Source organism: Kribbella qitaiheensis (assembly GCF_042657745.1).
GTDB classification, from domain to species: Bacteria; Actinomycetota; Actinomycetes; order Propionibacteriales; family Kribbellaceae; genus Kribbella; species Kribbella qitaiheensis.
In genome coordinates, this window is the sequence record NZ_JBHSKE010000013.1 from 189287 (window position 1) to 215798 (window position 26512).

22 protein-coding genes and 1 pseudogene are annotated in these 26512 nt (G+C 68.7%); 11 read left to right on the forward strand and 12 right to left on the reverse strand.

Features of this window, described 5'->3' with window-relative positions; all coding sequences use genetic code 11:
• Window positions 1-13: 13 nt before the first annotated feature.
• From kdpC to ACFPJ1_RS13500, 4 genes are read right to left on the reverse strand one after another with little or no spacing between them, the layout of a single operon-like run.
• On the reverse strand, window positions 14-658 hold the full coding sequence (gene kdpC, locus ACFPJ1_RS13485; RefSeq protein ID WP_380103933.1) for a K(+)-transporting ATPase subunit C: 645 nt from the start codon (window positions 656-658) through the stop codon (window positions 14-16).
• Between the two features lie 14 nt (window positions 659-672).
• Complete coding sequence (gene kdpB, locus ACFPJ1_RS13490; protein WP_380104025.1) at window positions 673-2745, reverse strand: potassium-transporting ATPase subunit KdpB; 2073 nt, start codon at window positions 2743-2745, stop codon at window positions 673-675.
• Between the two features lie 8 nt (window positions 2746-2753).
• Window positions 2754-4415, reverse strand: coding sequence for a potassium-transporting ATPase subunit KdpA (gene kdpA, locus ACFPJ1_RS13495; protein ID WP_380103934.1), 1662 nt, complete (start codon window positions 4413-4415; stop codon window positions 2754-2756).
• On the reverse strand, window positions 4415-4504 hold the full coding sequence (locus ACFPJ1_RS13500; protein ID WP_380103935.1) for a potassium-transporting ATPase subunit F: 90 nt from the start codon (window positions 4502-4504) through the stop codon (window positions 4415-4417). The genes kdpA and ACFPJ1_RS13500 overlap by 1 nt, the downstream gene beginning before the upstream one ends.
• Window positions 4505-5131: 627 nt before the next feature.
• Here ACFPJ1_RS13500 and ACFPJ1_RS13505 point away from each other — a divergent pair.
• The 5 genes from ACFPJ1_RS13505 to ACFPJ1_RS13525 all read left to right on the forward strand — a co-directional run bounded on the left by ACFPJ1_RS13505 (window position 5132) and on the right by ACFPJ1_RS13525 (window position 9193).
• Window positions 5132-5761, forward strand: coding sequence for a VOC family protein (locus tag ACFPJ1_RS13505; RefSeq protein WP_380103936.1), 630 nt, complete (start codon window positions 5132-5134; stop codon window positions 5759-5761).
• Window positions 5762-5793: 32 nt separating this feature from the next.
• On the forward strand, window positions 5794-6453 hold the full coding sequence (locus tag ACFPJ1_RS13510; protein WP_380103937.1) for a Bax inhibitor-1/YccA family protein: 660 nt from the start codon (window positions 5794-5796) through the stop codon (window positions 6451-6453).
• A gap of 3 nt (window positions 6454-6456) precedes the next feature.
• The gene (locus ACFPJ1_RS13515; protein WP_380103938.1) at window positions 6457-6756 is read left to right on the forward strand and encodes a muconolactone Delta-isomerase family protein; all 300 of its coding nucleotides are present in this window, start codon (window positions 6457-6459) and stop codon (window positions 6754-6756) included.
• A gap of 96 nt (window positions 6757-6852) precedes the next feature.
• Window positions 6853-8814: an ATP-dependent zinc metalloprotease FtsH gene (gene ftsH / locus ACFPJ1_RS13520; protein WP_380103939.1), complete on the forward strand. Its 1962-nt coding sequence runs from the start codon at window positions 6853-6855 to the stop codon at window positions 8812-8814.
• 67 nt (window positions 8815-8881) lie between these two features.
• Window positions 8882-9193, forward strand: coding sequence for a hypothetical protein (locus tag ACFPJ1_RS13525; protein ID WP_380103940.1), 312 nt, complete (start codon window positions 8882-8884; stop codon window positions 9191-9193).
• A gap of 69 nt (window positions 9194-9262) precedes the next feature.
• Here ACFPJ1_RS13525 and ACFPJ1_RS13530 read toward each other — a convergent pair whose 3' ends face one another.
• From ACFPJ1_RS13530 to ACFPJ1_RS13550, 5 genes are all read right to left on the reverse strand, one after another.
• Window positions 9263-12025 (reverse strand): alkaline phosphatase family protein, encoded by a 2763-nt coding sequence (locus ACFPJ1_RS13530; protein ID WP_380103941.1) that lies wholly within the window; start codon window positions 12023-12025, stop codon window positions 9263-9265.
• A 4-nt stretch (window positions 12026-12029) separates the two neighbouring features.
• Window positions 12030-13388 (reverse strand): ABC transporter permease, encoded by a 1359-nt coding sequence (locus ACFPJ1_RS13535; RefSeq protein WP_380103942.1) that lies wholly within the window; start codon window positions 13386-13388, stop codon window positions 12030-12032.
• The gene (locus ACFPJ1_RS13540; protein WP_380103943.1) at window positions 13385-14368 is read right to left on the reverse strand and encodes an ABC transporter ATP-binding protein; all 984 of its coding nucleotides are present in this window, start codon (window positions 14366-14368) and stop codon (window positions 13385-13387) included. The genes ACFPJ1_RS13535 and ACFPJ1_RS13540 overlap by 4 nt, the downstream gene beginning before the upstream one ends.
• Window positions 14369-14555: 187 nt before the next feature.
• Window positions 14556-16187 (reverse strand): RecQ family ATP-dependent DNA helicase, encoded by a 1632-nt coding sequence (locus ACFPJ1_RS13545; RefSeq protein WP_380103944.1) that lies wholly within the window; start codon window positions 16185-16187, stop codon window positions 14556-14558.
• A gap of 11 nt (window positions 16188-16198) precedes the next feature.
• Window positions 16199-17326 (reverse strand): alkaline phosphatase family protein, encoded by a 1128-nt coding sequence (locus ACFPJ1_RS13550; protein WP_380103945.1) that lies wholly within the window; start codon window positions 17324-17326, stop codon window positions 16199-16201.
• 123 nt (window positions 17327-17449) lie between these two features.
• Here ACFPJ1_RS13550 and ACFPJ1_RS13555 point away from each other — a divergent pair, with 123 nt between their 5' ends.
• A complete protein-coding gene (locus ACFPJ1_RS13555) occupies window positions 17450-18133 on the forward strand; it encodes a DNA-3-methyladenine glycosylase family protein (RefSeq protein ID WP_380103946.1) in 684 nt (227 codons plus the stop codon).
• On the opposite strand, the gene ACFPJ1_RS13560 is transcribed toward ACFPJ1_RS13555, so the two are convergent.
• From ACFPJ1_RS13560 to ACFPJ1_RS13570, 3 genes and pseudogenes are all read right to left on the reverse strand, one after another.
• Window positions 18130-18285 (reverse strand): hypothetical protein, encoded by a 156-nt coding sequence (locus ACFPJ1_RS13560; protein WP_380103947.1) that lies wholly within the window; start codon window positions 18283-18285, stop codon window positions 18130-18132. The genes ACFPJ1_RS13555 and ACFPJ1_RS13560 overlap by 4 nt on opposite strands.
• A gap of 217 nt (window positions 18286-18502) precedes the next feature.
• Window positions 18503-18880 (reverse strand): hypothetical protein, encoded by a 378-nt coding sequence (locus tag ACFPJ1_RS13565; protein WP_380103948.1) that lies wholly within the window; start codon window positions 18878-18880, stop codon window positions 18503-18505.
• Window positions 18881-18962: 82 nt separating this feature from the next.
• A pseudogene (locus ACFPJ1_RS13570) lies at window positions 18963-19490 on the reverse strand (hypothetical protein); the annotation flags it as partial.
• 118 nt (window positions 19491-19608) lie between these two features.
• Between ACFPJ1_RS13570 and ACFPJ1_RS13575 the strand changes: the two are divergent.
• From ACFPJ1_RS13575 to ACFPJ1_RS13595, 5 genes are all read left to right on the forward strand, one after another.
• Window positions 19609-19818, forward strand: a complete 210-nt coding sequence (locus ACFPJ1_RS13575) for a hypothetical protein (protein WP_380103949.1) — start codon at window positions 19609-19611, stop codon at window positions 19816-19818.
• 84 nt (window positions 19819-19902) lie between these two features.
• Window positions 19903-22431: a GAF domain-containing protein gene (locus ACFPJ1_RS13580; protein ID WP_380103950.1), complete on the forward strand. Its 2529-nt coding sequence runs from the start codon at window positions 19903-19905 to the stop codon at window positions 22429-22431.
• Window positions 22432-22609: 178 nt separating this feature from the next.
• Window positions 22610-24046 (forward strand): class I adenylate-forming enzyme family protein, encoded by a 1437-nt coding sequence (locus tag ACFPJ1_RS13585; protein WP_380103951.1) that lies wholly within the window; start codon window positions 22610-22612, stop codon window positions 24044-24046.
• On the forward strand, window positions 24043-25155 hold the full coding sequence (locus ACFPJ1_RS13590; RefSeq protein ID WP_380103952.1) for an acyltransferase: 1113 nt from the start codon (window positions 24043-24045) through the stop codon (window positions 25153-25155). Before ACFPJ1_RS13585 ends, ACFPJ1_RS13590 begins: the two co-directional genes overlap by 4 nt.
• Window position 25156: 1 nt before the next feature.
• A complete protein-coding gene (locus tag ACFPJ1_RS13595; RefSeq protein ID WP_380103953.1) occupies window positions 25157-26509 on the forward strand; it encodes an MFS transporter in 1353 nt (450 codons plus the stop codon).
• Window positions 26510-26512 lie beyond the last annotated feature (3 nt).

Sequence of the window (26512 nt, forward strand, 5' to 3'; positions counted from 1 at the left end):
GACCCATCGTGACTCAATTCAGGGCGGCGAGATCACGATTGAGCGTGACCACGTTGACCGTCGGCTCCCCGAGGAACCCGATCGTCCGTCCCTTGGTGTTGTCCTCGACCAGTTGCTTCACCCTGGCCACGTCCAGCCCACGCTCCCGGGCAACCCGGTTGACCTGCAGCGCGGCGTACGCCGGGCTGATCTGCGGGTCGAGGCCGCTGCCACTGGCGGTGACCGCGTCCGGCGGCACCTGCGAGGGGTTCACACCCTCCAGGTCGGCGACGGCCTTCCGGCGTTCCTGAACCGCCGCCAGCAGGTCGGCGTTGTTCGGACCGAACTGCGACGCCGCGCTGCCGGCCCCGTCGTAGTCCACGGCCGACGGCCGGGTCTGGAACCACAGGGGGTCCGCCACCATCACCGGCGCACCATCGGCGTCGACCTCGGGCTTGCCGTCCTTGACGGCCTGCTTGGTGTAGGCCTGGCCGATCAGGTCGGACCCGACATCCTTGCCGGCGACCTGGATCATCGAGCCGTTGGCGTTGCCGTGGAACAAGACCTGCGCGACACCGGTCATCACCAGTGGATAGATGACCCCGAGGAGAACGGTGAGGACCACCACGGCCCGGATACCGACCCCGAACTGGGCCAGCGCGTTTCGATTGCCTGCCATTGTCAGTCCCCTCCTCAGCCGATGCCCGGGATGAGCGAGATCAGCAGATCGATGAGTTTGATGCCGATGAACGGGGTGATCAGCCCGCCGACACCGTAGATCAACAGGTTGCGCCGCAACATCGCCGACGCCGACGACGGCTTGTACTGCACCCCTCGCAACGCCAGCGGCACCAGCGCCACGATCACCAGCGCGTTGAAGATCACCGCGGACAGGATCGCCGACTCCGCCGAGTCCAGCCGCATGATGTTCAGCTTGTCCAGACCGGGGTAGGCCGCCGCGAACAGCGCCGGCAGGATCGCGAAGTACTTCGCCACGTCGTTCGCGATCGAGAACGTGGTCAGCGAACCACGCGTGATCAGCAACTGCTTGCCGATCTCCACGATCTCGATCAGCTTCGTCGGGTTCGAATCCAGGTCGACCATGTTGCCGGCCTCTTTCGCCGCCGACGTGCCGCTGTTCATCGCGACCCCGACATCAGCCTGCGCCAGCGCCGGAGCGTCGTTGGTGCCGTCACCGGTCATCGCGACCAGCCGGCCACCTTCCTGCTCCTTCTTGATCAACGCCATCTTGTCCTCAGGCGTCGCCTCGGCCAGGAAGTCATCGACCCCGGCCTCCTCGGCGATCGCCTTCGCGGTCAACTGGTTGTCACCGGTGATCATCACGGTCCGGATGCCCATCGCGCGCATCTGGTCGAACCGCTCCCGCATGCCTTCCTTGACCACATCCTTGAGGTGGATCACGCCGAGCGCCCGGGCCACCCCACCCTTGCTGTCGGCAACGACCAGCGGCGTACCGCCGGAGGCCGAGATGCCATCCACGATCTCGCCGAGCGCGTTGTCGACCCTGCCGCCCTGGCTGCTGATCCAGGCGTTCACGGCTCCCGCCGCACCCTTGCGAACCTGCCGGTCGTCGACGTCCACGCCACTCATCCGCGTCTGCGCGGTGAACTGCACGAACGTTGCGTGCGGCAACTCCCCTGTGGTGCGCTCTCTGAGCCCGTACCGGCTCTTCGCCAGGACGACGATCGAGCGGCCTTCGGGAGTCTCGTCGGCCAGGCTGGACAGCTGCGCCGCGTCGGCCAGTTCGGTCTCGGTGACCCCGGCCAGCGGGATGAACTCCGAGGCCTGCCGGTTGCCCAGCGTGACGGTGCCGGTCTTGTCGAGCAGCAGTGTGTTCACGTCACCGGCGGCCTCGACCGCGCGGCCCGACATCGCCAGCACGTTGCGCTGCACCAGCCGGTCCATCCCGGCGATACCGATCGCCGACAACAGCGCACCGATCGTGGTCGGGATCAGACACACCAGCAGCGCGACCAGCACGACGATGCTCAGGTTCACACCCGCGTAGTTCGCGAACGGCGGCAGGGTCACCGTCGCCATCAAGAACACGATCGTCAGGCTCGCCAGCAGGATGTTCAGCGCGATCTCGTTCGGCGTCTTCTGCCGCGACGCGCCTTCGACCAGCGCGATCATCCGGTCGATGAAGCTCTCACCCGGCCGGGTGGTGATCTTCACCACGATCCGGTCCGACAACACCTTCGTCCCACCGGTCACCGCGCTCCGGTCACCACCAGACTCCCGAATCACCGGCGCCGACTCACCCGTGATCGCCGACTCATCCACGCTCGCGACACCTTCGACCACGTCACCGTCACCGGGAATAATCTGACCGGCCTCGACAACCACCCGGTCGCCCAACTGCAGGGCGACCGCAGGCACCTCTTCCTCCGTGACACCGTCGGCAGTCAACCGTCGCGCCGTCGTCTCGGTCTTCGCCCGGCGCAGGGTCTCCGCCTGCGCCTTCCCCCGGCCCTCCGCCACCGCTTCGGCCAGGTTGGCGAACAGCACCGTCAGCCAGAGCCAGACGACGATCCACCAGACGAACACCGACGAATCCTTGATAGCCAGGATCGTGGACGCGACGGCGCCCACCTCGACCACGAACATCACCGGGTTCTTCACCATCACCCGCGGATCGAGCTTGCGCAACGCGTCCGGCAGAGAGGTCAGCAGCATCCTCGGGTCGAACAGACCCGACGGTGCCTTCTTGGGAGTCACGGCCGCCTTCGATGCGGGCGGCTCCATCAGGGTGGTCACAGTCCCTCCGCAAGGGGTCCGAGAGTAAGTGCAGGGAAGTAGGTCAGGCCGGTGACGATCAGCACAACACCGACAAGCATCGTGACGAACAAGGCCTTATGAGTGGGCAACGTGCCCTCGTTCACGGGAACCGGCTGCTGGCTGGCGAACGACCCCGCCAAGGCGAGCACCAGGATCATGGGAACGAACCGGCCGAGCAGCATCACCAGGCCCAGCGCGGTGTTATAGAACGGGATGTTCGCGCTCAAGCCACCGAACGCGCTGCCGTTGTTGTTGCCGGCCGAGGTGAACGCGTACAGCACCTCGGAGAATCCGTGCGGACTGTCCGTGTTGAAGATCGACGCTCGCGCTGTCGCCAGCCCCATCGCGACGGCCGCGCCGACGAGAACCAGCGACGGTGTCGCCAGGATGTACAGCGAGACCAGCTTCATCTCGCGCGCGGTGATCTTCTTCTTCAGATACTCCGGAGTACGGCCGACCATCAACCCAGCGACGAAGACCGCCAGGACAGCGAGCACGAGCATGCCGTAGAGACCTGAACCGGTACCGCCCGGTGTGACTTCTCCCAGCATCATGTGGAACAGCGCGGTACCGCCGCCCAGTGGGGTGTATGAGTCATGCGCGGCGTTGACGGCACCTGTGGAGGTACCTGTCGTGGTCGAGGTGAAAAGGGTCGACGCCCATTCCCCGAACCGCGTCTCCTTGCCTTCCATCGCAGCCCCGGCCGCCCGGGTCGCAGTACCGGCGCCTTGCGACTCGAACAGGGTCACGGCGAAGGTGAACGCCACCCACAGGGTGGCCATCACGCCGAGGATCGCGTAGCCCTGCCGCTTGTCCTTGACCATCAGGCCGAAGGTGCGGGTCAGTGCCACCGGGATCACCAGCATCAGGAAGATCTCGAACAGGTTCGACAGCCCGTTCGGGTTCTCGAACGGGTGCCCGGAGTTGGCGTTGTAGAAGCCACCACCGTTGGTGCCCAGCTCCTTGATCACTTCCTGGCTGGCCACCGGGCCACCCGGAATGGACTGCGTCTGGCCCACCACGGAGGTGACCTCGTGCGCACCGGACAGGTTCTGGACGACACCCATCGCGACCAGGACCAGACCGCCGACTACGGCGATCGGCAGCAGGATCCGCAGTACCGTCCGGGTCAGGTCGACCCAGAAGTTGCCGAGCCGGTCGGTCTTCGTCCGGGCGAAACCACGGATCAGCGCGACCGCGACGGTGATGCCGACCGCAGCCGAGACGAAGTTCTGCACGGCGAGGCCGGCGAACTGGACCAGGTGACCCATCGTCACCTCAGGCGAGTACGACTGCCAGTTGGTGTTCGCCACGAAGGAGGCGGCCGTGTTGAACGACAGCCCTTGTTCGACGTCCGGCAGACCCAGCGACAGCGGCAGGTGCGACTGCACCCGCTGCAACACATAGAGCAGGATCAGGCCGACGAAGGAGAAGGCCAGCACGGACCGGGCATACACGCCCCAGGTCTGCTGGGCCTTCGGATCAACCCCGAGCAGCTTGTAGGTACCTCGTTCGACCCGGGAGTCCTTCTCGGACGTGTAGACCCGGGCCATGTATCCGCCCAGCGGGCGGTAGACGGCCGCCAGCAGCACGACGAGGAGGACGACCTGCAACAGACCGGCGGCGGTGTCGGACATCAGAACCTCTCAGCGAAGACCAGCGCGGCGATCAGGTAGAGGACCAGAGCCGCGGCGACCACCAGGCCGGCGATGTTCTCGGCGCTCACAGCTTCTCCACCCCCCGCAGCGCGAACCAGACGGCCGCAAAGACGGCAACACAAACGGCGAGGTACACGACGTCCTTCATGATCGGCCCCACTCCTCGGCCGCGCTCAGCGCAGTACTCCACGCCAGAGCATTGACCGGCAGACGGATCTCTCGCAGACCTCGCCCAGCAGCGCACCGACCTCTCGCAGGCCTCTCGAGCAGCTGCGGCGGGTGTTGAGTGCATTCCCTTGCGATCGTCATCGTTCCTCGATTCGTGAGTGCGCTGTGGATCTCCGAGAAGGTCGGAAACGGCTGGCTCAAACAACCTTCGTCCTTCAGCGGCTCCGTCGAACCAGTGAAAGACCCTGGTTGCCTGCTGGAAATCACCGCTGCCCGTGGGTTATTCCAAACTGAATCTCGTGAGGCGGCGGTACGGGTGCGCTGAGGCTCTTCGACGTGCCCGGCGACCGCCCAGCCGATCCCTGGCACGGGTGGTCACGATTTGTGCACACCTGGTGGCGACTGCTCGTCCCTGGTGCGGCGGCCTACGCTGCACACGGGACTCGGCCAGGGGGTTTCCCTGGTTCGACGCGGGGCCAAGCCGACGAGGGTGGATCTGACACATCCACCACCACCGGGAGGCAGCGATGAACACGACAGACGCGCGCAGCGGCGGCGGCGCGACGGCACGGCTCGGGACCTTCGACATGAAGGTCGAGGTGATCGTCATTCCGGTCTCGGACATGGACCGCGCGAACGAGTTCTACGGCCGCCTCGGCTGGCGGCAGGACGTCACCCCACCCGGCGTCTCCCAGTTCACCCCGCCCGGCTCCTGGTGCTCGGTCCAGTTCGGCCCGATCCTCACCTCGGCGGAGCCCGGTTCGGCCACGGGGTACGTGATCGTCTCCGACATCGTTGCGGCCCGGAACGCGCTGGTCGGCGCTGGTGTCGAGGTGGAGGAGTTCACCCACCTCAGCCCGGACGGTCTGGTCAGCGGCCTTGATCCCGAGCGGCGCAGCTACTTCTCCCGCTCCTCTTTCCGCGACCCCGACGGCAATACGTGGCTGTTGCAGGAGATCACCAGCCGGCTGCCCGGGCGCGTTGACGCTTCGACGACGGCGATCGGTTCCGTCAGCGACGTCGCCGCCCTACTACGGCGCGCGGCGACCGCCCACGGCGAGCACGAGAAGCGCACCGGCGAGGCAGACGCGAATTGGCCCGACTGGTACGCCGCGTACATCGTCGCCGAACAGACCGGCACCGAACTGCCCACCTGAACGCCAACCGACACAAGGAGAAACCGAATGCCATGAGCGAGTCAATCGCCTACCCGCCGGCCGGGGCGACAGCCCGCGACCGGACCCACACCCTGTTCGCGCAGACGATGGGATACGTCGCGCTCACCGCCGGCCTGTTCGCACTCGGCGCCTACCTGGGCCGCGACCTCGCCGGCGGAGTCGGCATCGTCGCGTTCATCGCCGCGTTCGCCACCCTGATCGGCATGCAGTTCGCGGTCCGCAAGTCGCTCAACCTGACCGTCGGGCTCCTCGCCGCCTTCGGTCTGCTGATGGGACTGGCCACGGCACCGACCCTCGCGTACTACGCGAGCGCGGATCCGCAGGCGCTCTGGCAGGCAGGCGGCGCGACCGCGCTGTTCATCGGAGGCTTCGGAGCGGCGGGCTACGCCACCCGGCGCGACCTGAGCGCGATCGCGCGGATCGGGTCCTGGGCCCTGGTGGCGCTGATCGTGTTCGGCATCGTGCTGATCTTCGTGCAGATTCCCGGCGGCGCGCTGATCTACTCGATTCTCGGGCTGGTGATCTTCGCCGGCCTCACGATGGTCGACTTCCAGCGGCTGCGGCGGTCGACGGACCTCAACGCGGCGCCGCTGCTGGCCGCGTCGATCTTCCTCGACATCCTGAACGTCTTCCTGTTCTTCCTCCAGATCTTCTCCCGCCGGGAGTCCTGAGCGATGGAATATCTCGTCACCATGACCACCCACGTTCCGGACGGAACCTCAGACGCAGCCGTCCAGGACATCCGCACCCGCGAGGCCGCACACTCGCGGGAACTCGCGGCCCAGGGTCACCTGCTGCGTCTGTGGCGCCCCCCGCTGCAACCAGGCGAATGGCGCACGCTCGGGCTGTTCGCCGCCGACGACGCCGAGCAACTCGAGGAGGTCCTCGCCTCGATGCCGCTGCGGATCTGGCGCACCGATGACGTCATACCGCTCTCGCCACACCCCAGCGACCCGGCGCTCACCAGCAGCTGAGGCTGCGCGGTGAGGACAAAGACAGGCTGCGTCTGAAGTCCTATGTTGGGCAGAGGGCGCGAATCCGGACGCGTGCGTTGATCAGCGGAGCCGACCATGAGTGAGCAGGACCAGTCCCCGCCCCAGCAGAACTCGGCCGGCCGCGACGGTCGCGCAGACGGCCCGCGGCCGGGCAATCAGCCGTGGCGCACGGAGGGTGTGCCGCCGAACGCCGGGAAACCGCCCCGCCGGCCACGGTGGCTCCGGTTCGCGGCGATCATCGCCGGCGGCTACCTGCTGCTGTTCCTGGTGACCACGATGCAGGACCGGATGTCGGGCAGAACGGAGACGGTCGCCTATACCGAGTTCACGATCCAGGTCGAGAAGGGCAATGTCGCCGAGGTGTTCTCCCGCGGCGACACCATCCAGGGCACGCTCAAGAAGGCGGCAACCGTCCCTGGCAAGAGCGACGCCACGTACACGAAGTTCACCACTGAACGACCGACGTTCGCCTCGGACGATCTGTTCGCCGCGTTGGAGAAGAGCGGAGCGACCGTGCGGGCCACTCCGGTCACCCAGCAGCGAGGTGTGCTCCTGAACCTGCTGATCTCCTTCGCCCCGATCCTGTTGCTGGTCGGCTTCTACCTCTGGCTGTTCAGGCGGCAGCAACGTGCGGCCGCGGGCGGGCTGAGCGGCCTTCTCGGTGGAGGTCAGAAGAAGCCAGTGGATCCCGAGAGCGTCCGAACCACCTTCGACGACGTCGCCGGCATCGATGAGGTCAAGACAGAGATCGCGGAGATCGTCGACTACCTGAAGGACCCCGACAAGTATCGGCGGCTCGGCGCCCGCGCTCCGAAGGGTGTCCTGCTCGCCGGCGCACCCGGCACGGGCAAGACCCTGCTCGCCAGGGCCACGGCCGGCGAGGCGCGAGTTCCCTTCTTCTCGGCCAGCGCCTCGGAGTTCATCGAAGCGATCGTCGGCGTGGGCGCGAGCCGGGTACGCGACCTGTTCGGCGAGGCACGAAAGGTCGCGCCGGCGATCATCTTCATCGATGAGATCGACACCATCGGCCGCGCTCGGGGTGGTGCGCGCTCGTTCGGCGGTCATGACGAGGGAGAGCAGACGCTCAACCAGATCCTCACCGAGATGGACGGCTTCTCCGGCACCGAGGGCGTCATCGTCCTGGCCGCCACCAACCGCGCGGACGTGCTCGACCCGGCCCTGCTGCGGGCCGGCCGGTTCGATCGCACCATCACGGTCCATGCCCCCGATCAGAAGGGCCGAGAGGAGATACTCGGGGTCCACGCGCGGGGCAAACCGCTCGGGCCGGACGTCGATCTGGCCGCGCTGGCACGATCCACCCCCGGCATGACTGGTGCGGACCTCGCGAATCTGATGAACGAGGCAGCCTTGGCGGCCGCGCGCCAGAACCGGTCGCTGATCGGGCAGCATGACCTCACCGACTCGCTGGAGAAGATCCAGCTCGGTTCTGCGCGCAACGTGGTGATGGGCGAGGAAGAGCGCCGCCGGACCGCCTACCACGAAGGCGGGCACGCCCTCCTCGGCATCATCCAGGTCGGCGCCGACCCGGTCCGCAAGGTCTCGATCATCCCTCGCGGTCGCGCGCTCGGCGTCACGCTCTCCACCCCGGAGATGGATCGGTACGGCTACGACGCGGACTACCTGCGCGGGCGCATCATCGGCGCCCTCGGTGGGATGGCAGCCGAGCAGGAGGTTCTCGGTGTGGTCACCACGGGCGCCGAGAGCGACCTGGAGTCCGCGACGAGGATCGCTCGCTCGATGGTCGGCCGCTGGGGCATGTCCAAGGCCGTCGGCCCGGTCTCCGTCCTGCCCGCCGAGGGCGACCCACGGCTGGGCGGCGCCTCCGAGGAACTCCTCAACACCGTGGATGAAGAAGTCCGGCGACTGATCGACGAGTGCTACCAGGAGGCCAGGCGACTGCTGCGCGAGAACCGCGACCGCCTGGACTCCATCGCCGAACAACTCCTCCAGCACGAATCACTCGACGAGGCAGACGTGTACGCCGCGGCCGGCGTCCCCCACAACGCCAAGACCTGACCACCTGCGGGCCGCGAGTAGGCTCGGAAAGCACACCACCGGAGACGTCGGATCAATGGAGGTAACGATGACTGAAGAACCCTTCGAAACGTCGGAGGACATTCACCGCGACCGGCGCGAGCACGGCGGCATGCCGCTGCACCCGGACGACGACGATCTCGCCCGCCGCACCGAGCAGGAGCGGGTCGAAGCTGGCGTCGACGACTACGACCCCGATGACGTCCCACCGGCCACCGATGAACCCGCGCCGGACGATCTGACCGACACCGAGGAGTATCGAGAGGAACAGGCGGAGATCAAACGCGAGACGGAGGAGAGCGAGCTCTACCCGTTGACCGAACGACACCCGTTCCCACCCAGCCACTACGACAAGTCCTGATCGGCCGGAGAAACAGAAGACCCCTGGCCGGCGGTGAAGCCGGCCAGGGGTTCCTGTGATCTGGCTAGGTCAGCCGTCGTTCTCCGCTGATGGGATCAGGGCGCCCGGCACGTTCTCCGGTGCGACGATCTTGTCCTCGCCGGGGTACGGCTTGGTCCAGTCGTGCGCCTCGTACCAGCTCAGGTGGTTCATCTGAGCGGGGTTGGCGAAGTCGGCCCTGGCGTCGGTGCCGGTGAGCCGTTGCTGCGACTTCCAGCTGTCCCACTTCGCCGCGACGTCCTGCTGGTCCGCCGGCACGGTCGCCTTAGGAGCGGGCGCCGCCATCGGGTTCTGGGCCGCCGGAATGTCAGCGCCGCAGGAAGGCAGCGCTGTCAGCCCTGCGGTCAGCGAGGTCCGGTTGGGCAGCGCGGTGAACGGCCGGTAGTCGGGCTTCTTGGTGAACGCCCCGGCCATCGGGGTGGCCGCGCTGTCCTTCTGGTTCATCGGCTTGATCCCGAGCATCTGCTCGATGGTCCGGATCATCGTGATCTGCGAGTAGTAGTGGCTGTCGACCGCGCCACGCTGGGCCCAGGGGCTGATGATCTGGATCGGCGCCCGGTGACCGTCGATGTGGTCGAGGCCGGCCTGGGAGTCGTCCTCGACGACGAAGATCGCCGAGTCCTTCCAGTACTTGCTGTGCGAGATCGTGTCGACCATCTTGCCGACCGCGAGGTCGTTGTCGGCGACCTGGGCAGCTCCGTTCGGCGGGCCACCGGTGTGGTCGCTGGAGAGCCAGAACATGTTCAGGTTCGCCGGCCCGTTCTTCGCGAAGTCCTGCGCCCAGATCTCGTACCGGTAGATGTCCGGCACCGCGGTGTCGAACTTGGGGAAGCCGTGCACCGACACGTCGTTGAGCGACGGGATCGGCGACGACGAGATCAGCGGGTAGGCGGTGTTCGCGCCGGTCGCCGCCATGTTCTTGGTGTCGCAGTACAGGTTCTGCCAGCTCGCACCGGCCGGCTTGGTCAGGAACTGCTGGAACTCGCCGAAGTCGCGCACACTCTTCCCGGCGTCCTGCGCACCGCTCCAGATGGTGCCGGTCCGCTGGTGGCCGAGCGCGTCGTCCTCGGTGTCGTAGCTGCGCAGGTACTCAGCGGCCGAGGACTCGGTGTACTCCGGGTTGTCGGCCTGCATCAGCCAGTTGTGCCCCTCGGCGGAGTTCGTGCCGATGTCGTAGGTGTTGTCGTACAGCCCGAACTGCTGGGTCAGCGCGTGCTGGTTCGGCGTCACGTTCTCGCCGTACTGCGCCAGCGCCGGGTCGCCGTTGCCCGCCGGGATGTCACCGAAGAGCTGGTCGTAGGTCCGGTTCTCCTTGACGATCAGGAAGACGTGCTTGATCGTCGACGGGTCACCGAGCCGTTGCGGGACCGGTACCGGCTTCTTGTTGCCCTTGCCCTTGGCAACCTCGACCGAGTTCTTGGTCCAGCCGTTCTGCTGGAAGACCTTGGCCGTGCCGGCGCGGATCGCGTGGTCGTCCGGCAGCTTGAACCGCTGCAGGCTCGACGTCGTGTCGTGGGTGCCGTGCCCGGCGGCCGTAGTGGGGCGACGGGCGTCGATGCCGCGGGTGTTGGACACCAGTACGTCGTCGCCGGCGGTGGTGATCTCCGCGGGGAAGTAGTCCGTCGGGAGCAGACCGACGTAGCTGACCGGCTCCTGCGCGTTCTTGTAGCGGTAGACGGCGACCGCGTTCGCGCGGCCGAGCGTCACCAGCAGGTGGCCGTCCTTGGTCAGCGTCACCGCGTTGGGCTCGTAGCCCACCGACGCCTCGGGCCACGGCCGCGTGGCGATGGTCTGGACGACCTTGTCCTTGGCGGTGTCGATGACGGACACGTCATTGGTCGCGGTGTTCGTGACGAACAGCGCGCCGTCCTTCGCGTACAGCGCGGTCGGGTGCAGCCCGACGTCGATGCTCGCGACGGCAGCCGCCGGATTCGCCAGGTCGATGACGCTGACCGTGCCGGTGGTGGTGGCACCGGTCGACGGATCGGCCGGGACCTGGGTGTTGTACGAGTTCTGCGTCTTGTCACCCGGCTTCGCCGGACGCCCGCCCTCGTTGCTGACGTAGAGCTTGGTGCCGACCGTGACCAGGTCGCGCGGAGCGTTGCCGACGGTCCAGCTCTGCTGGATGGCGCCGGTCGCCGTGTTGATGGCGACGACGCGGTTCTGGCCGTTGACCGCGGAGTACACGGTGGAGCCGTCGGCCGAGAAAACCGCCTCGCCCACCAGCGCGTGCTTGGGCCCGTCCGCCGGGATCGAGACGAAGGTCGGGTTGGCGACGGTGCCGTCCGGGTTCACGGTGAACCGTCGGTAGCCGTCGGTCTGACCCAGCCACAGCTGCGAACCGTCGGGTGAGTACGTCGGGCCTTCCTGGCCGATGTCGTTGCCAGGGATGCGCAGGTTCGCGGCGGCGTTGTTGCCGACCAGCTGCTGCACCTTCCAGGTCTTCAGGTCGACGATGGCCAGGGCCATCCCGCCGTCGGTGACCGAGGCCGCTACGTGGGTGCCGTCCGGGCTGAGCGAGGACGACATGATCTTGCCGTTGTTGATGACGAGGCGCTGACCGATCGGGTCGACGTACTGGTCGCCGGACACGACCAGGCCCTTGTCGGTGGTCTGCCCGACCTGGTCGGTCCCGAACATGCGCGTCGATGCGAATGCGATTCCGGAGCCGGTGGCGACCACGGCGACAGCGGTGGTACCCGCTGTGATCCGTGATACCCGGCGTCCGATGCGTCGGCCGAGCAGGCCTGACTGGCCCTCCTCGTCACGCCGGCGGCGGCGTGTTACCTGCATGAAGTTACTCCTTCGGAGTGGCGGAGAGCAGATCGACTTTGCCGTCGAACTGCCAAAGCGGGTTCGGTGCGTCGCCTTGCGGCGTCCGGACCAGGAAGAAGCCGTTCACTTCTTTCGGTCCGTCGCCGTCGGCGACGTATCGCCCGTCAGGGGTGACGTCGAGCTGGTAGATGGCCGTCCCCGCGGCCTCGACGTCAGGGAGATGCCAGGTCACGACGCAACGCCAGTCGTTGCCCGCACCCTGGGCGGCGACCTGGTCGCCGCCCTTGGTGCATGCCGCCGTGGCCTTCAGTTGCGCCTCGGTGACGTCGGGCCGGTTGAGTTGCTTCGTCTGCAGGCGGTAGAGGTGGGCGAAGGACGTTGCGAGCGACTGCTGGACCTTGTTCTGCTCGATCCCGGAGCCGGTGGCCCCGGTGGCCGGTGTGATGACCCCGATGGAGAGGCCGAGCAGGACGACCAGCGGCAGGAGGCCGGCAGTGATGGCGCGGCGGCCGGCGCCGTCATCGGTGAGGTTGGTGAAGTCGCGCCGCAGGAACAGCCGGTACGCCAAGGCGGTCGCGGCGACCGCCCATACCAGGCTGACCGCGATACCGATCAGGAGCGGGCCGAGCTGTGCCGGGCTGGTGAACAGACCGCTCCAGGAGGTGAAGGCATAGCCCGGCAGGGCGAGGCGTATGGCGACCGGTATCGGCAGCATCTGGGCGAGCTGCATCGTGAGCGCGACGAGCGCGGGCAGCAGCAGTCCCATCGGTGATCGCCCCAGCGCGACGGACCCGAGCAAGCCGATCGCGGCGAGGGCCAGGGTGGGGGCGAGTACGCAGATCCAGGCGAGCAGCACCGTACCCGCGGCGTCCGCCGGCGTCAGCAGGTGGCCGTCGAGACCGATCAGCGGCTGGTTGCCGACCGCAACGAGCCCGCCGACCGCGCTGGAAACGGCCAACCCGGCCACGAGCAGCAGGATGACGGTGAGGCTGGCCAGCGCCTTCGCCACGAAGATCCGCCCAGGCGACCGGACCGCCACCAGCAGGTGGCGCCAGGTACCGAGCCGATCCTCGGAGGCGAACACGTCGCCGGCGATCAACGAGGTCAGCAGCGGAAGCGCCCAGGTGCCCGAGAAGCCGAGCACCACCAGCGGTCCGGCCCAGGCCGTGGCGTGCATCCAGCGACCGAAGAGGGTGTCGACGGGGAGCGAGCCCTGCTGACTCACGGCGGCGACGAAGAGCGCCGGCGCGATCCAGCAGACGAGGACCACCAGGCGCACCCGCCACTGCGAGACCATCTTGACCAGCTCGAAGCGGTAGCCACGCGCCACCGACACCCGGCCGGCAGTGGGAACGTCGGTAACGGCGACGGTCGCGGTCATCGGTTCGACTCCTGCTGCTCGGTGAGGGCGAGGAACGCGGCTTCAAGCGGCGACACCACGGGCGCGAGCTCGCGCACCGCGATGCCCGCCTGCACCAGCCGCACCACCAGTTCGTCGAGGGCCGGCACCATCGCGTGCACCACGAACACCGCGGTGTTCTGCCCGGTGTCGTCGGCGACGCGTACGCCGGTCGTTTCGCCCGCTACCCGGCGGGCGGCCTCGGGGTCGGAGGTGAGGAGCCGGTAACCGAGCTCATCGTTGTTCTCGGCGGCCAGCTTGCTCAGCGGGCCGGAGAAGACGACCCGTCCGGTGGCGAGGATGGTGACGTCCGAGCACAGCGCCTCGAGGTCGTCCATCCGGTGGCTGGAGAGCACCACGGAGGTCCCGTCGGCCGCGAGCCGGGTGAGGACACCGTGGACGTGCTTCTTGCCGGCCGGATCGAGCCCGTTGGACGGTTCGTCGAGCACCAGCAGCCGGGGCTTGGTGAGCAGAGCGGCGGCGAGCCCGAGGCGCTGACGCATACCGAGGGAGAAGCCGCGGACCCGGTCGTCGGCGACATCGGTGAGCCCGACCTCACCGAGCACGTCGTCGATCCCGACTGTCCGCGCCCCGCGACCACGCAGCGCCGCCAGCGCGGCGAGGTTCTGCCTGGCCGTGAGCGAGGGGTACAGGCCAGGGCCGTCGACGAAACCCGTGACACCGTCGGGAGCGGCGAGCGCTCGCCCGACCGGCGTACCCAGGATCTCCAGCGTGCCACTGTCGGCGACCGCCAGACCCAGCAGCAGCCCGAGCAGGGTCGTCTTTCCGGCGCCGTTAGGTCCGACCAACCCGTGGATTTGCCCCAGCGGCACATCCAGCTCGATGCCGTCGAGCGCGATCACCTCGCCGAACGACTTGACGATTCCACGAGCCCGGACGGCAACGGATGGGTCCGTGCTTCCGAGGCCTGCGACCGAGGTCGCGGGCAGACTTTTCTTCATCAAGCGCACTCCGATGGGGGCGGAACAACGTGGCGGGCTACTGGCAACGTTGTCACCAACTTCCCGCCGGGTCAGTACCCAGTGGGTGACCCGAAGGTGAACACTTGTTAACCCCTCTGGCGCATGCTGGGAGGACCCGCCCAGGACGTCAGGCGGTGAGTTCGGAAAGCTCGGCGAGGGCGCGCCCTTAGAGTTCGGGTTCGAGGAGGTGGCGGTAGGTCATGAAGGCGGTTCGGAGTTCCTTGTAGCCGACGCGGTCGAACAGAACGGTCATGGTGGTGCCGTCGTAGCGCTCGACCAAGCCGGACCCGAAGGTGGGGTGCTTGACCCGGCTGCCGACCGGGAACGGCTGATCAGGGGCAGGTGCGGCCGTGCGGCCACTCAGGTCGTTGTCGCAGTTGCCGCAGGGACCTTGGTACTGCTCTCCGAAATAGTTGAGCAGCCATTCGCGTCGGCAGCCACCGTGCTCGGCGTAGGCAGCCATCATCTCGACCCTCGAACGGGCGACCTCGCGGCGGTCGTGCTCGACTGCTGACGCGGCTGCGACGGCCTTCTCGACATCAGTTCGCGCTTTCAGACGGAAGCGGTGCCCGACGATGACCACCCGGGCATCCGTCAACCGGCCCAGAGCGCGTTCGACCCTGGCAGGGCTGAGCCCGCTGGTGGCGGCCAGCTCGGCGATGTCCGCGGGGTGGTGCTCGTCGATCGCGGTAGCGACGGCGAGAAGATCCTCGTCGCTGACGCCACCTGAGGCGAAGAACCGGTTGAGTCCCAGGTTGGCGTGGCGGTAGAACAGTTCGATGTCGGCCGGCTCGCCGTCGCGGCCCGCACGTCCGATCTCCTGGTAGTACGCATCGATCGAGCCAGGAGCTTCGGCGTGGCTGACCCAGCGGATACCCGGTTTGTCGATGCCCATCCCGAACGCGATGGTGGCGACGACGACCCGGTACCGATCGGCGAGAAAGCCGTCCTGTACTTCGCGGCGTTGCCGGACGGACAGGCCCGCGTGATACGCCTGCGCGGGGACGCCGGCGGTTTCGAGCTCAGCGGCCAGCTCCTCGGCGTGGCGATGCGTCGCGACGTACACGACGCCTGGTCCGCGCGAGGACCGGACATGACTCAGCAGGCGACGCCCCTTGGTTTCCTCGTCGGCGAACGTGAACACCGAGAGGTTGAGATTGGGGCGATCGAACCCACCCACCACCACGGACGGGGCGCGCATCTCCAACCGGTGGATGATCTCCTTCCGAACCGGTGGAGCCGCGGTAGCGGTCAGCGCGAGGATCGGCGGCCGGCCCATCGCGCGGATGGCCGCGGCGAGTCGCAGATAGTCGGGCCGGAAGTCCTGTCCCCACTCGCTGACCAGGTGGGCCTCGTCCACGGCCACCAGATGCGGCCGGGACGACGCCAGCAGTTCGAGTACGTCCGCGTGGGTGAGCTGCTCCGGCGACATGAGCACGAATCCCGGCCGCCGCTGCGTCAGCATGTCGTGGGCCAGGCGTTGCCCGGCGTGGTCACTGGCGTTCAACTCGGCAACTTCGACACCTGCTGGGTGCTCGGACAGAGCACGCAGCTGATCGCGCTGCAGCGCCACCAGCGGGCTGACCACAACCGTCAGTCCACCCAACGCCAACCCGGCGAGTTGGTAGATCGCCGTCTTGCCGGTTCCCGTAGCAAGGACAGCAAGGGTGTCCTGACCCTCGAGCACCGCCCGTACCGACTCCGCCTGGCCTGGGCGCAGCGCGTCGAAACCGAGCCGATCGCGAGCAAGCGCGGCGATCTCCGAGAACCCCAGCATCCGTTCATCATCCTTCACCATCGGCCCGACCCTCACTCGTTCGTGTTCGAGGCTACGAGGAGTGGGACGAGCTGTTCCTCGAGGGTCAGCGAGCCGTGGTGACCGACGAAGCGACTCAGGCGGGCTTCGAGCTTCGAACGGACCACCACCGTCGATCCCTGCGCGGCGACCACGACGTCGCCGATGCGTGGGCGCACGATGTCGGCGACGCGCGGCCCGAACCAGCCCTGGCCGATCGCCTCGTCGCGACGCAGAACCAGGGCTCTGGTGCCGAGATGCTCGCGCCACCTGTCGACCACGTCGTCCAGCGCACCGGCTTCGGTATAGAGGTGGCGGACGCGGGCTTCACCGCCCAGCATCCGTACGCCATAGCGCAGCTCGGGCTCCGCGTCGAAGTCGACCCGGTCGTGGTCCGCCGCGGCGACCATCCCGTGATCGGCGGTGACCAGGAGCATGCCGTCCTTGGGAAGCCCGCCCGCGATCGTCGCCGCGACCTGGTCGACGATGCTCAGCTGGTGACACCACTCGTCACTCCCCGGTCCGTAGCCGTGGCCGAGCCCGTCGAGGTCCGCGTGGTAGGTGTAGCAGAGGATTCGGTCGTGCTCGCGCAGCGCGCGCAGTACCTGGCTGATCAGGTCACCGAATGCGTAGGCAGCACGGAACTGTCCGCCACGCAGTACGGCGCGGGTGAGCCCGCTGCCTTCGAGGTCCCGCGGCCCGACCAGCTGGACCGGCACCCCCGCATCACGAGCACGCTCGAAAATGGTCCGGTGTGGCTGGACCTGCTCGGGTACGAGCCGGTCGCGGAGGTCGACCGGACGTCCTTCGCCCTGCCGGTGCCAACCCAGCGCGTTGAGGAGTTCACCGTCCACGGCGAACGAGTAGCCCACCACCCCGTGCTCGCCGGACAGCCGTCCGGTACCGAGCGTCGCGAGGCTCGTCGCGGTCGTCGCGGGAAACCCCGCCTCGATCGGGTCGCACTCCTTGGCCAGCGAGGAGAGGAACGGCGCGTCGGCTGCATGCGCCCGCAGGAGCCGCCAGCCCAGGCCGTCGATCAGCAGCAGGCACACCTTGGGCGCGGCCGGCAGACCAAGCACATTGGTCACGCCAGGGACACCAAGACCGGCCAGCACGGAAGGCCCGACGTCAGCCAGTGTCATCGGTGGTTCTCCGGAGGTATTGATACGTCACCGCCATCCCATCGCTTGCTCAGCTCGCCTTGCTGGTGAGACCAGCCGTAGTTGTGAGAGTAACTTTGGCCACACGGCAGAGGAGCGTGTGCCTTGACCAGTGGAACGACATCATCGAGTGAGCGGGTCGCCCCGGAGGAGCACCTGCGCCAGGCCGACCCCGTCCTGGGCTCGATCATCGACAAGGTCATGGAGGACAACGGCGGCCCGGTGACGACAGTCCCCGACCCGGCGCTCCCGGTCGATCCGAACATGCCGACCGACCACTACGGCGTCCTCGTGCGCGCCATCGTCAGCCAGAACATCTCGAACATCGCCTCGCGCGCGATCTACCAACGACTGCGGGAGCGCTTCGGCGGCGATCCCCCGACCCCGGAAGAGATCCTTGCGGCGGATCCCGACGAGCTGCGGTTGGCCGCCGGCCTCTCGAGAGCCAAGACGGCCTCCCTCCGGTCGCTCGCCGAACACATCGTCAGCGGTGAGATCGACCTCGAACGCGTGCACCTGCTGCCAGACGACGAAGTGGTCGCCCAGCTCGTCGCGGTGAAGGGCATCGGCACCTGGACCGCCGACATCTTCCTGATCTTCCACCTGAACCGGCCCGACGTCCTGGCGGCCGGCGATCTGGAGATCCGCCGCGCCGTCGAACGACAGTACGGTCTGCCCGGGCTGCCACGCCCCACCGAGGTAGAACGGATCGCGGAGCCCTGGCGACCCCACCGCACACTGGCCTGCCTCTACCTCTGGCAATCGATCGAAACCCCCGGACCGGCCTAGGCGCGGTACAGGACTGTTGGCTCCTTGACGCGTTCGCGGGTGTGGATGAGCAGCCAGTTCTGGTTGCCGCGGTGGTGGTCGAGCGACTCGATATCGATGTTCTCGTAGACGATGTCCGTGCAGCTTCGGCCGGGTGATGATGCCGGGGGCAACCACTGCGGCGACCACGCTGGCGGCGATGAACATCCTTGATCGAGGCAATCCAGGTCTCCGATGACGGGAGCACCTGGCGCGACGTGTACTCCAACGCCGTCGGCACAGGTGGGTGGAGACAGCCGACTTCGCCCCGACGACCACCCGCTACGTCCGGCTGCCCTGCATCCAGCGAGCCACGCAGTACGGCTTCTCCCTCTGGGAGTTCCAGATTCACTAACCCTCGAGTCCGAACAGTTGGCGGAGCGCATCGAGATAGACAGGCCCGTCAGGGCGGGTGGAGAACTCCTTGGCGCGGACTGTCGGCCGGTGCAGGATCTTGCGGAGAATGCGGTGGACGGTGGCGGCCGTCTCGGCTCGTTGCTGTTCGGTGAGGTCCGGCAGCCGATCGTGCAGCCGCACCAGTTCGGCGTCCGCGAGTTGCCTGATCTGCGCGTGCATCGCGGCGATGACGGGCGCTGCCGCCGCCTGTTCCTGCCGGTCCAGGTACGCGGCAGCCTCTGCGGCGACAATGGCACGGACGTGGGGAACCTGATCCGGGATCTCTCGGTCTGCCAGGTGACGGCCGAGTGCGGTGAGGTCGACGAGCGTCACGCCGGCCACACGAACTGATCGTGGTCTGCGTGCGGGCCCGCTTGCTGGCCCGCAGCGCGGCGTCGATCAGGCCATTGACGGCCGGACCGGTGGTTCCCGCCGCTGCGGCCGCACGGGCGGCAGCCTTGAGCTGGGCGACGATCTGGTCCTCGCCGACGGCCATCGAATCCAGCCCGCACGCGACCGAGAACAAGTGCTCGGCGGCCGTACCGTCCACTCGAACGCGGGCCATCCGCAGGACCTCGCCGACCTCGAGCGGCCCCTCGGCGGCCAACAGCTCCGCAACGGCCCGAGTCACTTGTTCGACCGGATCGTGCGTGGCCGCATAGACCTCGACCCGGTTGCAGGTGGACAGCAGGACCACTTCGTCGATGGACGGCGCAGCGTGCAGCCGCGACAGCACGCGACCGCGTTGTGAGGCCGGAACGGCAAGCTTTTCCAGCACTTCGGCCGGGGTGATCCGGTAGGACAGGCTCAGGCTGACAATCGTCATCGCAGTGACCGCTCGGCTCTCGGGATTCCGTTGTAAATGTCCCCAACCATCGTTGCGAGCGGTCGTCCGTCCCACCCGGCTAGCCGAACCAACCGATGTCCTGCTAGCTGCAACCATGCTGATGCCGCCTCCATCGGCCGCGCCCAGTTCCAGCTAGCCGGTAGGTGGGTTGGCCGCCTGCAGGGCAGACCGGGCTACGCCGCTGCGCGATCGTCGGTAACAGGAGGTACAGATCATGAGTGCTGACGTCGACATCGCAGGCGCACCGGGAGACGCAACGGTTCTCAGCCTGGTCCGGCCCGTATCGCATGACTTCGGCTACCGCATCTGCGCGGTCTGCCACTTCCCGATCCCTCCGCACGACCTCGTCGACGACGAGTACCTCCCCCGGCACGAGACGTGCGACTCCAGCGGCCCGATGATCAGCCTCTGCAAAGTCGCCTGACGAGGATCGCCGTCGCGGTCGTAGACCTGCGGGTGGTATGGCCGGGCATTGCGTGCTCGCCTGGATGGCGGCAGTCTGCTGCGGGTGGAGCCTCATTTGGCGGCCGGATGGGAGCGGGCCCGCCGCCTCCCGCTCGGGGCGGAGACCGCGCTGTCGTTCGCAGCAGGCGCCGTAACCTTCACCCTGTCGGCGGTGGTTCTCGCGGGTGTCGAGGCTCCCGTCGTCGCCGGCCTCCTGGGCATCGTCTACCTGGTCGCCGTGATCGCGATCGCCCGGTTCGCGAGTGTCGTCTACGCGGTCCCGGTGGGGATGGCGGCCCTGCTCGCCTACGACTGGTTCTATCTGCCTCCGACGCACCCGCTCGAGTTCCCCGATTCCGTCAACTTGCTGGATCTGGTCGTCTACCTGGCGGTATCAGTCCTGTTGGGCGGGCTGGCGGCACATGCGGCTCGCCGCGCGGCCGCAGCGGAGCGTGCCCGGGGTGAGATCGCCGAGGAGCAAGCGGGCCTTCGGCGCGTCGCGACGCTGGTCGCCCGCGGAGCGGCACCGGCCGAGACGTTCGGCTTCGTGGCCGCGGAGATCGGCCAGTTGTACGACGCGGAGGTCACGGTCGTGTTCCGGTACGAGCCGGATCGCACCGGCACCGTCGTCGGACTGTGGACCGTGCCGGGGGCGGAGTTCCCCCACGCGGCACGGTTGCGAGTGGAGGGTGTCGGCGCGGCGGCGCTGGTGCTGGAGACCGGCCGGCCGGTGCGCACGGAGCGGTTCGAGGGCACGGAGGGATCGATCTCACACTGCTTTGCGCAGCTCGGTGCCCGGTCAGGGGTAGGCGCGCCGATCACCGTCGACGGTCGGCTGTGGGGTGCCGTGGTGGCCGCCTCGACCCGATCGGATGGGTTGCCGGTCGGCAGCGAGGGGCACATCGCCGCCTTCACGGAACTGGTGGCGACCGCGATCTCCAACGCCCAGGCGCACCAGGATCTCCGTCTGCTGGCCGACGAGCAGGCCGCGCTGCGGCGGGTGGCGACGCTCGTTGCCATGGAGTCGTCGCCGACGGAGGTGTTCGCCACGGTCACCGACGAAGCGGCGGGTGTGTTCGGCAGGGTCGACTGCGCGCTGCTCCGTGACGAAGGCGACGGGACCATGAACGTGGTCGCTGTCGGTGGCGCCGGCATGGCCGCCCGCTACCCGGTCGGCACCCAACTGCCGGTCGACGGCGACGGCGTCGCAGCGTTCGTACTCCGGGAGGGCCGGGCACGCCGGATCGACGATTACCGCTCGGCTCCCGGTGCTATCGCTGCCGGCGCGCGCGAGCAGGGAGTCGGCTCGGCGGTCGGCTGTCCAGTCGTGGTCGGTGAACGTCGCTGGGGCGCGATCGTCGTGGCGAGGCCCGAACCCGAGCCGCTCCCGCCGGAGACCGAGGCGCGGATCGCGCAGTTCGCGGACCTGGTGGCCACGGCCATCGCCAACACCGAGGCACGCGCGGAGGTAGGGCGGCTGGCCGAGGAGCAGGCAGCGCTGCGAAGAGTGGCGACGCTCGTCGCGGAAGGCGCGGCGCCCCCCGTGGTCTTCGACGCCGTGGCCGGGGAGATGGGGAGCCTGATGGACGCCGATCACCTCCTGGTGTGTCGCTACGAGTCCGGCATCGAACTCACCGTTCTCGCGCATCGCGGCTCGAGCGCTGAGGAGGTGCCGCCAGGTGTGCGGATCAGCCACGAGGGCGACAGTGTGGAGGCGGTGGTGCGGCGGTCCGGGCGGTCCGCCCGGATGGAGAGTTACGAGGGAGCGCGCGGACTGATCGCTGAACACGCCCACGCCGCGGGCCTGCGGGTGGCCGTCGGAGCGCCGATCGTGGTGGACGGCCGGCTCTGGGGCGTCGTCTCGGCGGGCTGGAACCGGGAGCACTCGCCGCCGGCCGACACCGAGCAGCGGATGGCTCTCTTCGCCCAGTTGGTCGATACCGCCATCGCGAACGCCGACAGCCGCGCTGAGCTGATCGCCTCCCGCGCGCGCCTGGTCGCGGCAGCCGACGACGCCCGCCGACGCTTCGAGCGCGACCTCCACGACGGTGTTCAGCAACGCTTGGTCTCGCTTGCACTGGACCTGCACGGCGCGGAGGCGATCGCGCCCAGCGACAACGACCAGCTCGTCGGACAGCTGGCGTTGATCAACCAGGGGCTCGCGGACGCCCTCGACGAACTGCGGGATCTGTCCCGCGGCATTCACCCGGCGATCCTGTCCGAGGGTGGTCTGGCGCCGGCTCTGAAGGCGCTTGCCCGCCGGTCGGCGATCCCGGTGCAGCTCGACCTCGCGATTGACGGGCGGCTCGGTGACCACGTCGAGGTCGCGGCGTTCTACGTCGTCTCCGAGGCGCTCACCAACGCCGCGAAGCACGCGCGAGCCTCGACGGTCGAGGTCAGTGCCCAGGTGGACGACGGCATCCTGCGGCTGACGATCGGTGACGATGGCGTGGGTGGAGCGGATCCCGCGCGGGGATCGGGGCTGACCGGGCTGACAGACCGGGTCACGGCCCTCGGCGGCACGATCGGTATCGCGAGCCCACCCGGAAGGGGCACGTCGCTGCGCGTAGAACTCCCGATCGCGAGCCAGTAGACGCCCAGCGGTACCGGCTAGCAGGAGGTCGCCGACTACAGGTGGCATGGGGTACCGCCGGTGGCTGGCCGCGCTGACAGGCAGGCAGAAGACGGAGATCGTTGCCCTGTGCGCGGTTCACAGCGGATCTGCAGCCGGCCCTCAGCGGCCAGACAGACTACCCACCTAGCGTCTTGGTATGCCCGTGGCTGAGGTCAGTCAGATCGCCCACTGGATCCAGGAGGCGGCCGCGGAGCGCGGGAACGCCGTGTACCTCGCCGACGCGCGCAGCCCGCGGCGGGTTCGCTACCGCGACCTGGCCGCGGCCGTCGCCGACTGGGACCAGCGGCTGACCGACGCGGACGTGCCGCCGGGCGCGACCGTGGCGACTGCCGTGATCGACCCGCTGGACGCGGGGCCGGCGCTGCTCGGCCTCGTCGCGACCGGTCGGGTCGCGGCGCCGTTCGATCCTGCCGCCCCACGCGCGCTGGATCGGCTTCGGGCCGCGCCGGACACCGTAGCGATCCTCACCGACACCGGGCTCCAGCGGCTCGCCGACCGAGTACCGACCCGGCGGCCGGCCGGGGTACTGCTGTCCAGCTCGGGGAGCACGGGCGAGCCGAAGCAGGTCCTGCTCAGCGACGCCCAACTCGCGTACGTCGCCACCGCGGTTGCCGACTCGCACCAGCTCGGCCCGGCCGACGTCGGTTACTGCCCGCTCCCCCTGTATCACGTCAACGCCGAGGTCGTCGGGCTGCTGGCGACGCTGCGGGCCAGGGGCAGGCTGGTGCTGGAACGGCGGTTCTCACGCAGCCGATTCTGGGCAACGGTGGACGCCCATCAGGCGACCTGGGTCAACGCGGTGCCCGCGATCGTCGCACTGCTGGCCGAGGACGCCACGACGACCGAGGATCCGGCCCGGATCCGGTTCGTCCGCAGTGCGTCGGCACCCTTGCCGGTCCCGGTGCTGCACCGGTTCGAGGACCTGCACCACGTCCCGGTCCTGGAGTCGTACGGGATGACCGAGGCAGCAAGCCAGATCACGGTGAACCCGCTGGACGGCGAGCGGCGGCCCGGCTCGGTCGGGCTGCCGGTCGGCGGCGAGGTGAAGGTCGTCGGCGACGACAGACGCGAGCTGCCGGCCGGAGAGCCGGGTACGGTCCTGATCCGCGGCCCCGGCGTCATCCGCGCGTACGCCACCGACGTCGGCGCCGAGCGGTTCGACGCCGAGGGCTGGCTCGACACCGGCGACCTGGGACGACTGGACGAGGACGGCTACGTCTGGCTGGTGGGCCGGTCCGGCGAACTGATCAACCGCAGCGGGGAGAAGATTCTGCCGCGGGAGATCGAGGACGTGCTGCGCGAGGATCCCGGCGTCCGGGACGCGGTGGTGGTCGGGCGGCCGGATCCCGTTCTCGGCGAGGTACCCGTCGCCTACGTCGTGGCCAGTAGCGACGACCCCGGGCTGGCCGACCGACTGGCCGAGCGGTGCCGAGCCGCGCTCCCCCGCGACCGGCGCCCGGCGGAGCTCACCGTCGTCAAGCAACTGCCGCTCACCGGCAGTGGCAAGGTCCGGCGGGCGGAGGTCGCCGAAATGGTGCGCGCCTCGGGTCTGCGGGCCACCGGGTCGCCGTGACGCAGGGGCGCGGCCGGGTGCCGGAGATCGATCTGGTCCGGGTGGTGACGTTCGGCGCGGTCGTCGGCGTGCACGCGGTGAGCCTCTCGTTCGCCCCGTTCGACGTCGGCGGGAACGCGGCGCTGATGCTGCTGCACTACACCCGCTCGGCCTTCTTCGTGTTGATGGCAATCGTTCTGGTCCGTTCGGCGGAGCGGTCCGGCCGCACGGGCAGGCTGCGTCGGCGGCTGACACTGGTTGGCGTGCCGTACCTGGTCTGGTCGGCGATCTACCTCGTGGTGTCCTGGGCTACCGGCGGTCGGAGCAGGCCGTGGGACGGCGCCGGGCTTGCCCTGCTGACCGGCACCGCTTGGTACCACCTGTACTTCCTGCTCGTCACCATCCAGTTCTACGTGGTGTTCCCGGCCTTCCTCTGGCTGTTGCGGCGCACTCGCCGGCATCCGTGGGCGCAGCTCGGCGCCGGCCTGGCCTTCGCGGTCGTGGTCACCGGCTGGCTGCACTACACGCAGTGGGCGCCGGGTCCGCTCGCGACCTACCGCGCGTACGAGGCCCAGTTGCTGCCGACGTACGCGTTCCTCTTCGTCGCCGGTGGCGTCGCCGCGCTGCACCTGGACGCGGTCATGGATTGGCTGACCGAGCACCGGCGGGCGGTCCTGGCCGGGACCTCGGCCGGCGCGGTCGCAATGGAGGTCCTGTACTTCGTCCTGGTCGCCACCGGCACTCGCGCAGACACCGCGGCCGACCCTGTCCAGCCGGTGATGCAGATCTGGGCGGTAGTCCTGGTTGCCGGGCTCGGCGCCGCGGCGACCCGGTGGACGGCTGCCGGCGCTCCGCACGTGCGCTGGGTGGACCGCGCCTCAGACCTGTCCTTCGGCGTCTACCTGGTTCATCCGCTCCTGCTGCTCGGGCTGTTCGGCCTTCCGTGGGTGTCCTCGCCTCCGGCGGCGGTGACCGCCGTCGTGACCACCTTGCTCGCGCTGGGGGGCTCGCTGCTGGTCGCCGAGATCGCCCGGCGGACACCGGCCAGCCTCCCCCTGACCGGCAGACCACGCCGGCGACCGCAGAGGGTGCCGGTCAGGGCCGAACCCGCCCTCCCCTGGAAGGTGTGACATGACCGTCAGGGCCGAATCCGCCGGATCCGCGGCCGTGGCGACGGCCCGTTCCCCGCTGCGGCACCGGGTCCGTGGGCGCGTGCTGATGCTGCTCTGCGTCCTCTACGCGATCTCGTACGTCGACCGCACCGCGATCTCGACCGCGGGTCCGGTCATCGGCGCCGAGCTGCACCTGAGCGAGACCCAGTTCGGGCTCGCGCTGGCGGCGTACTCGCTTCCGTACGCGCTGCTGCAGGTCTTCGGTGGCTGGATCGGCGACCGCTACGGCCCGCGCAGAGTGCTCGGCATCCTCGCCGTGGCCTGGGGCATCGCCAGCATCTGTACCGGCCTTGCTACCGGGCTGCTCGCGCTGGGCGCGGCCCGGCTGCTGCTAGGGCTGAGCGAGGGTGCCGCGTTCCCGACCGCGACCCGGGCGATGTCGTCCTGGTTGCCCGGCGACCGCCGTGGCTACGGCCAGGGCGTGGTGCACTCGGCGGCCCGGGTCGGCGCCGCGATCGCCCCGCTCGGGATGGCCGGGCTGATCGCGACAGTGGGCTGGCGGGCCGGCTTCGTCGCCCTCGGCGTGCTGTCCGCGCTCTGGTCGGTCGCCTGGGTACGCCGATTCCGCAACCGGCCGCAGGACGACGAGCGTGTGTCCGAGACCGAACTGGGCGAGCTGGACTCGCAGTACGCCGACGAGGCGCCCGGAACGAGATCCAGGCCGAACGGGCGGAAGGTACCGTGGCGACGGCTGGTGGCTCGCATCGCACCCGTCACGCTCGTCGACTTCTGCTACGGATGGATGTTGTGGGTCTATCTCACCTGGTTGCCTTCCTTCTTCAAGGACCAGTACGGCTTGGCGCTGGCCGGGTTCGCACTGTTCACGACCCTCGTGCTTTCCGCCGGGGTGGTGTCGGACACCCTGGGCGGGATGCTGTCGGACCGGTTGCTGGCCCGGACCGGCAGCCTCCGGACGGCCCGGCGGGTGAACCTGGTGATCGGTCTGGCCGGCTCGATGCTGGCGCTGATCCCGTCGCTGCTGGTGCACAACCTGGTCCTGGTCACGATCAGCCTGACGGTGTCGTTCTTCTTCCTGGAGCTGACCAACTCGGTGCTCTGGACCATCCCGATGGACATCGCGCCCGACCACGCCGGCGTGGCCAGCGGGCTGATGAACACGGGCTTCGGCGTCGCGGGCATCGTGTCCCCGATCGTCTTCGGGTTCCTCATCGACCGGACCGGGAACTGGCAGTTGCCGTTCGGGCTGTCGGTGGGTCTGCTGGCGGTCGGCACGCTGCTCTCGCTGCGAGTGGACCCGCGACCGATGGACCCCGAACCGGAGCCGCCGACGGTGGCCGCCGTACCCGACTGACCG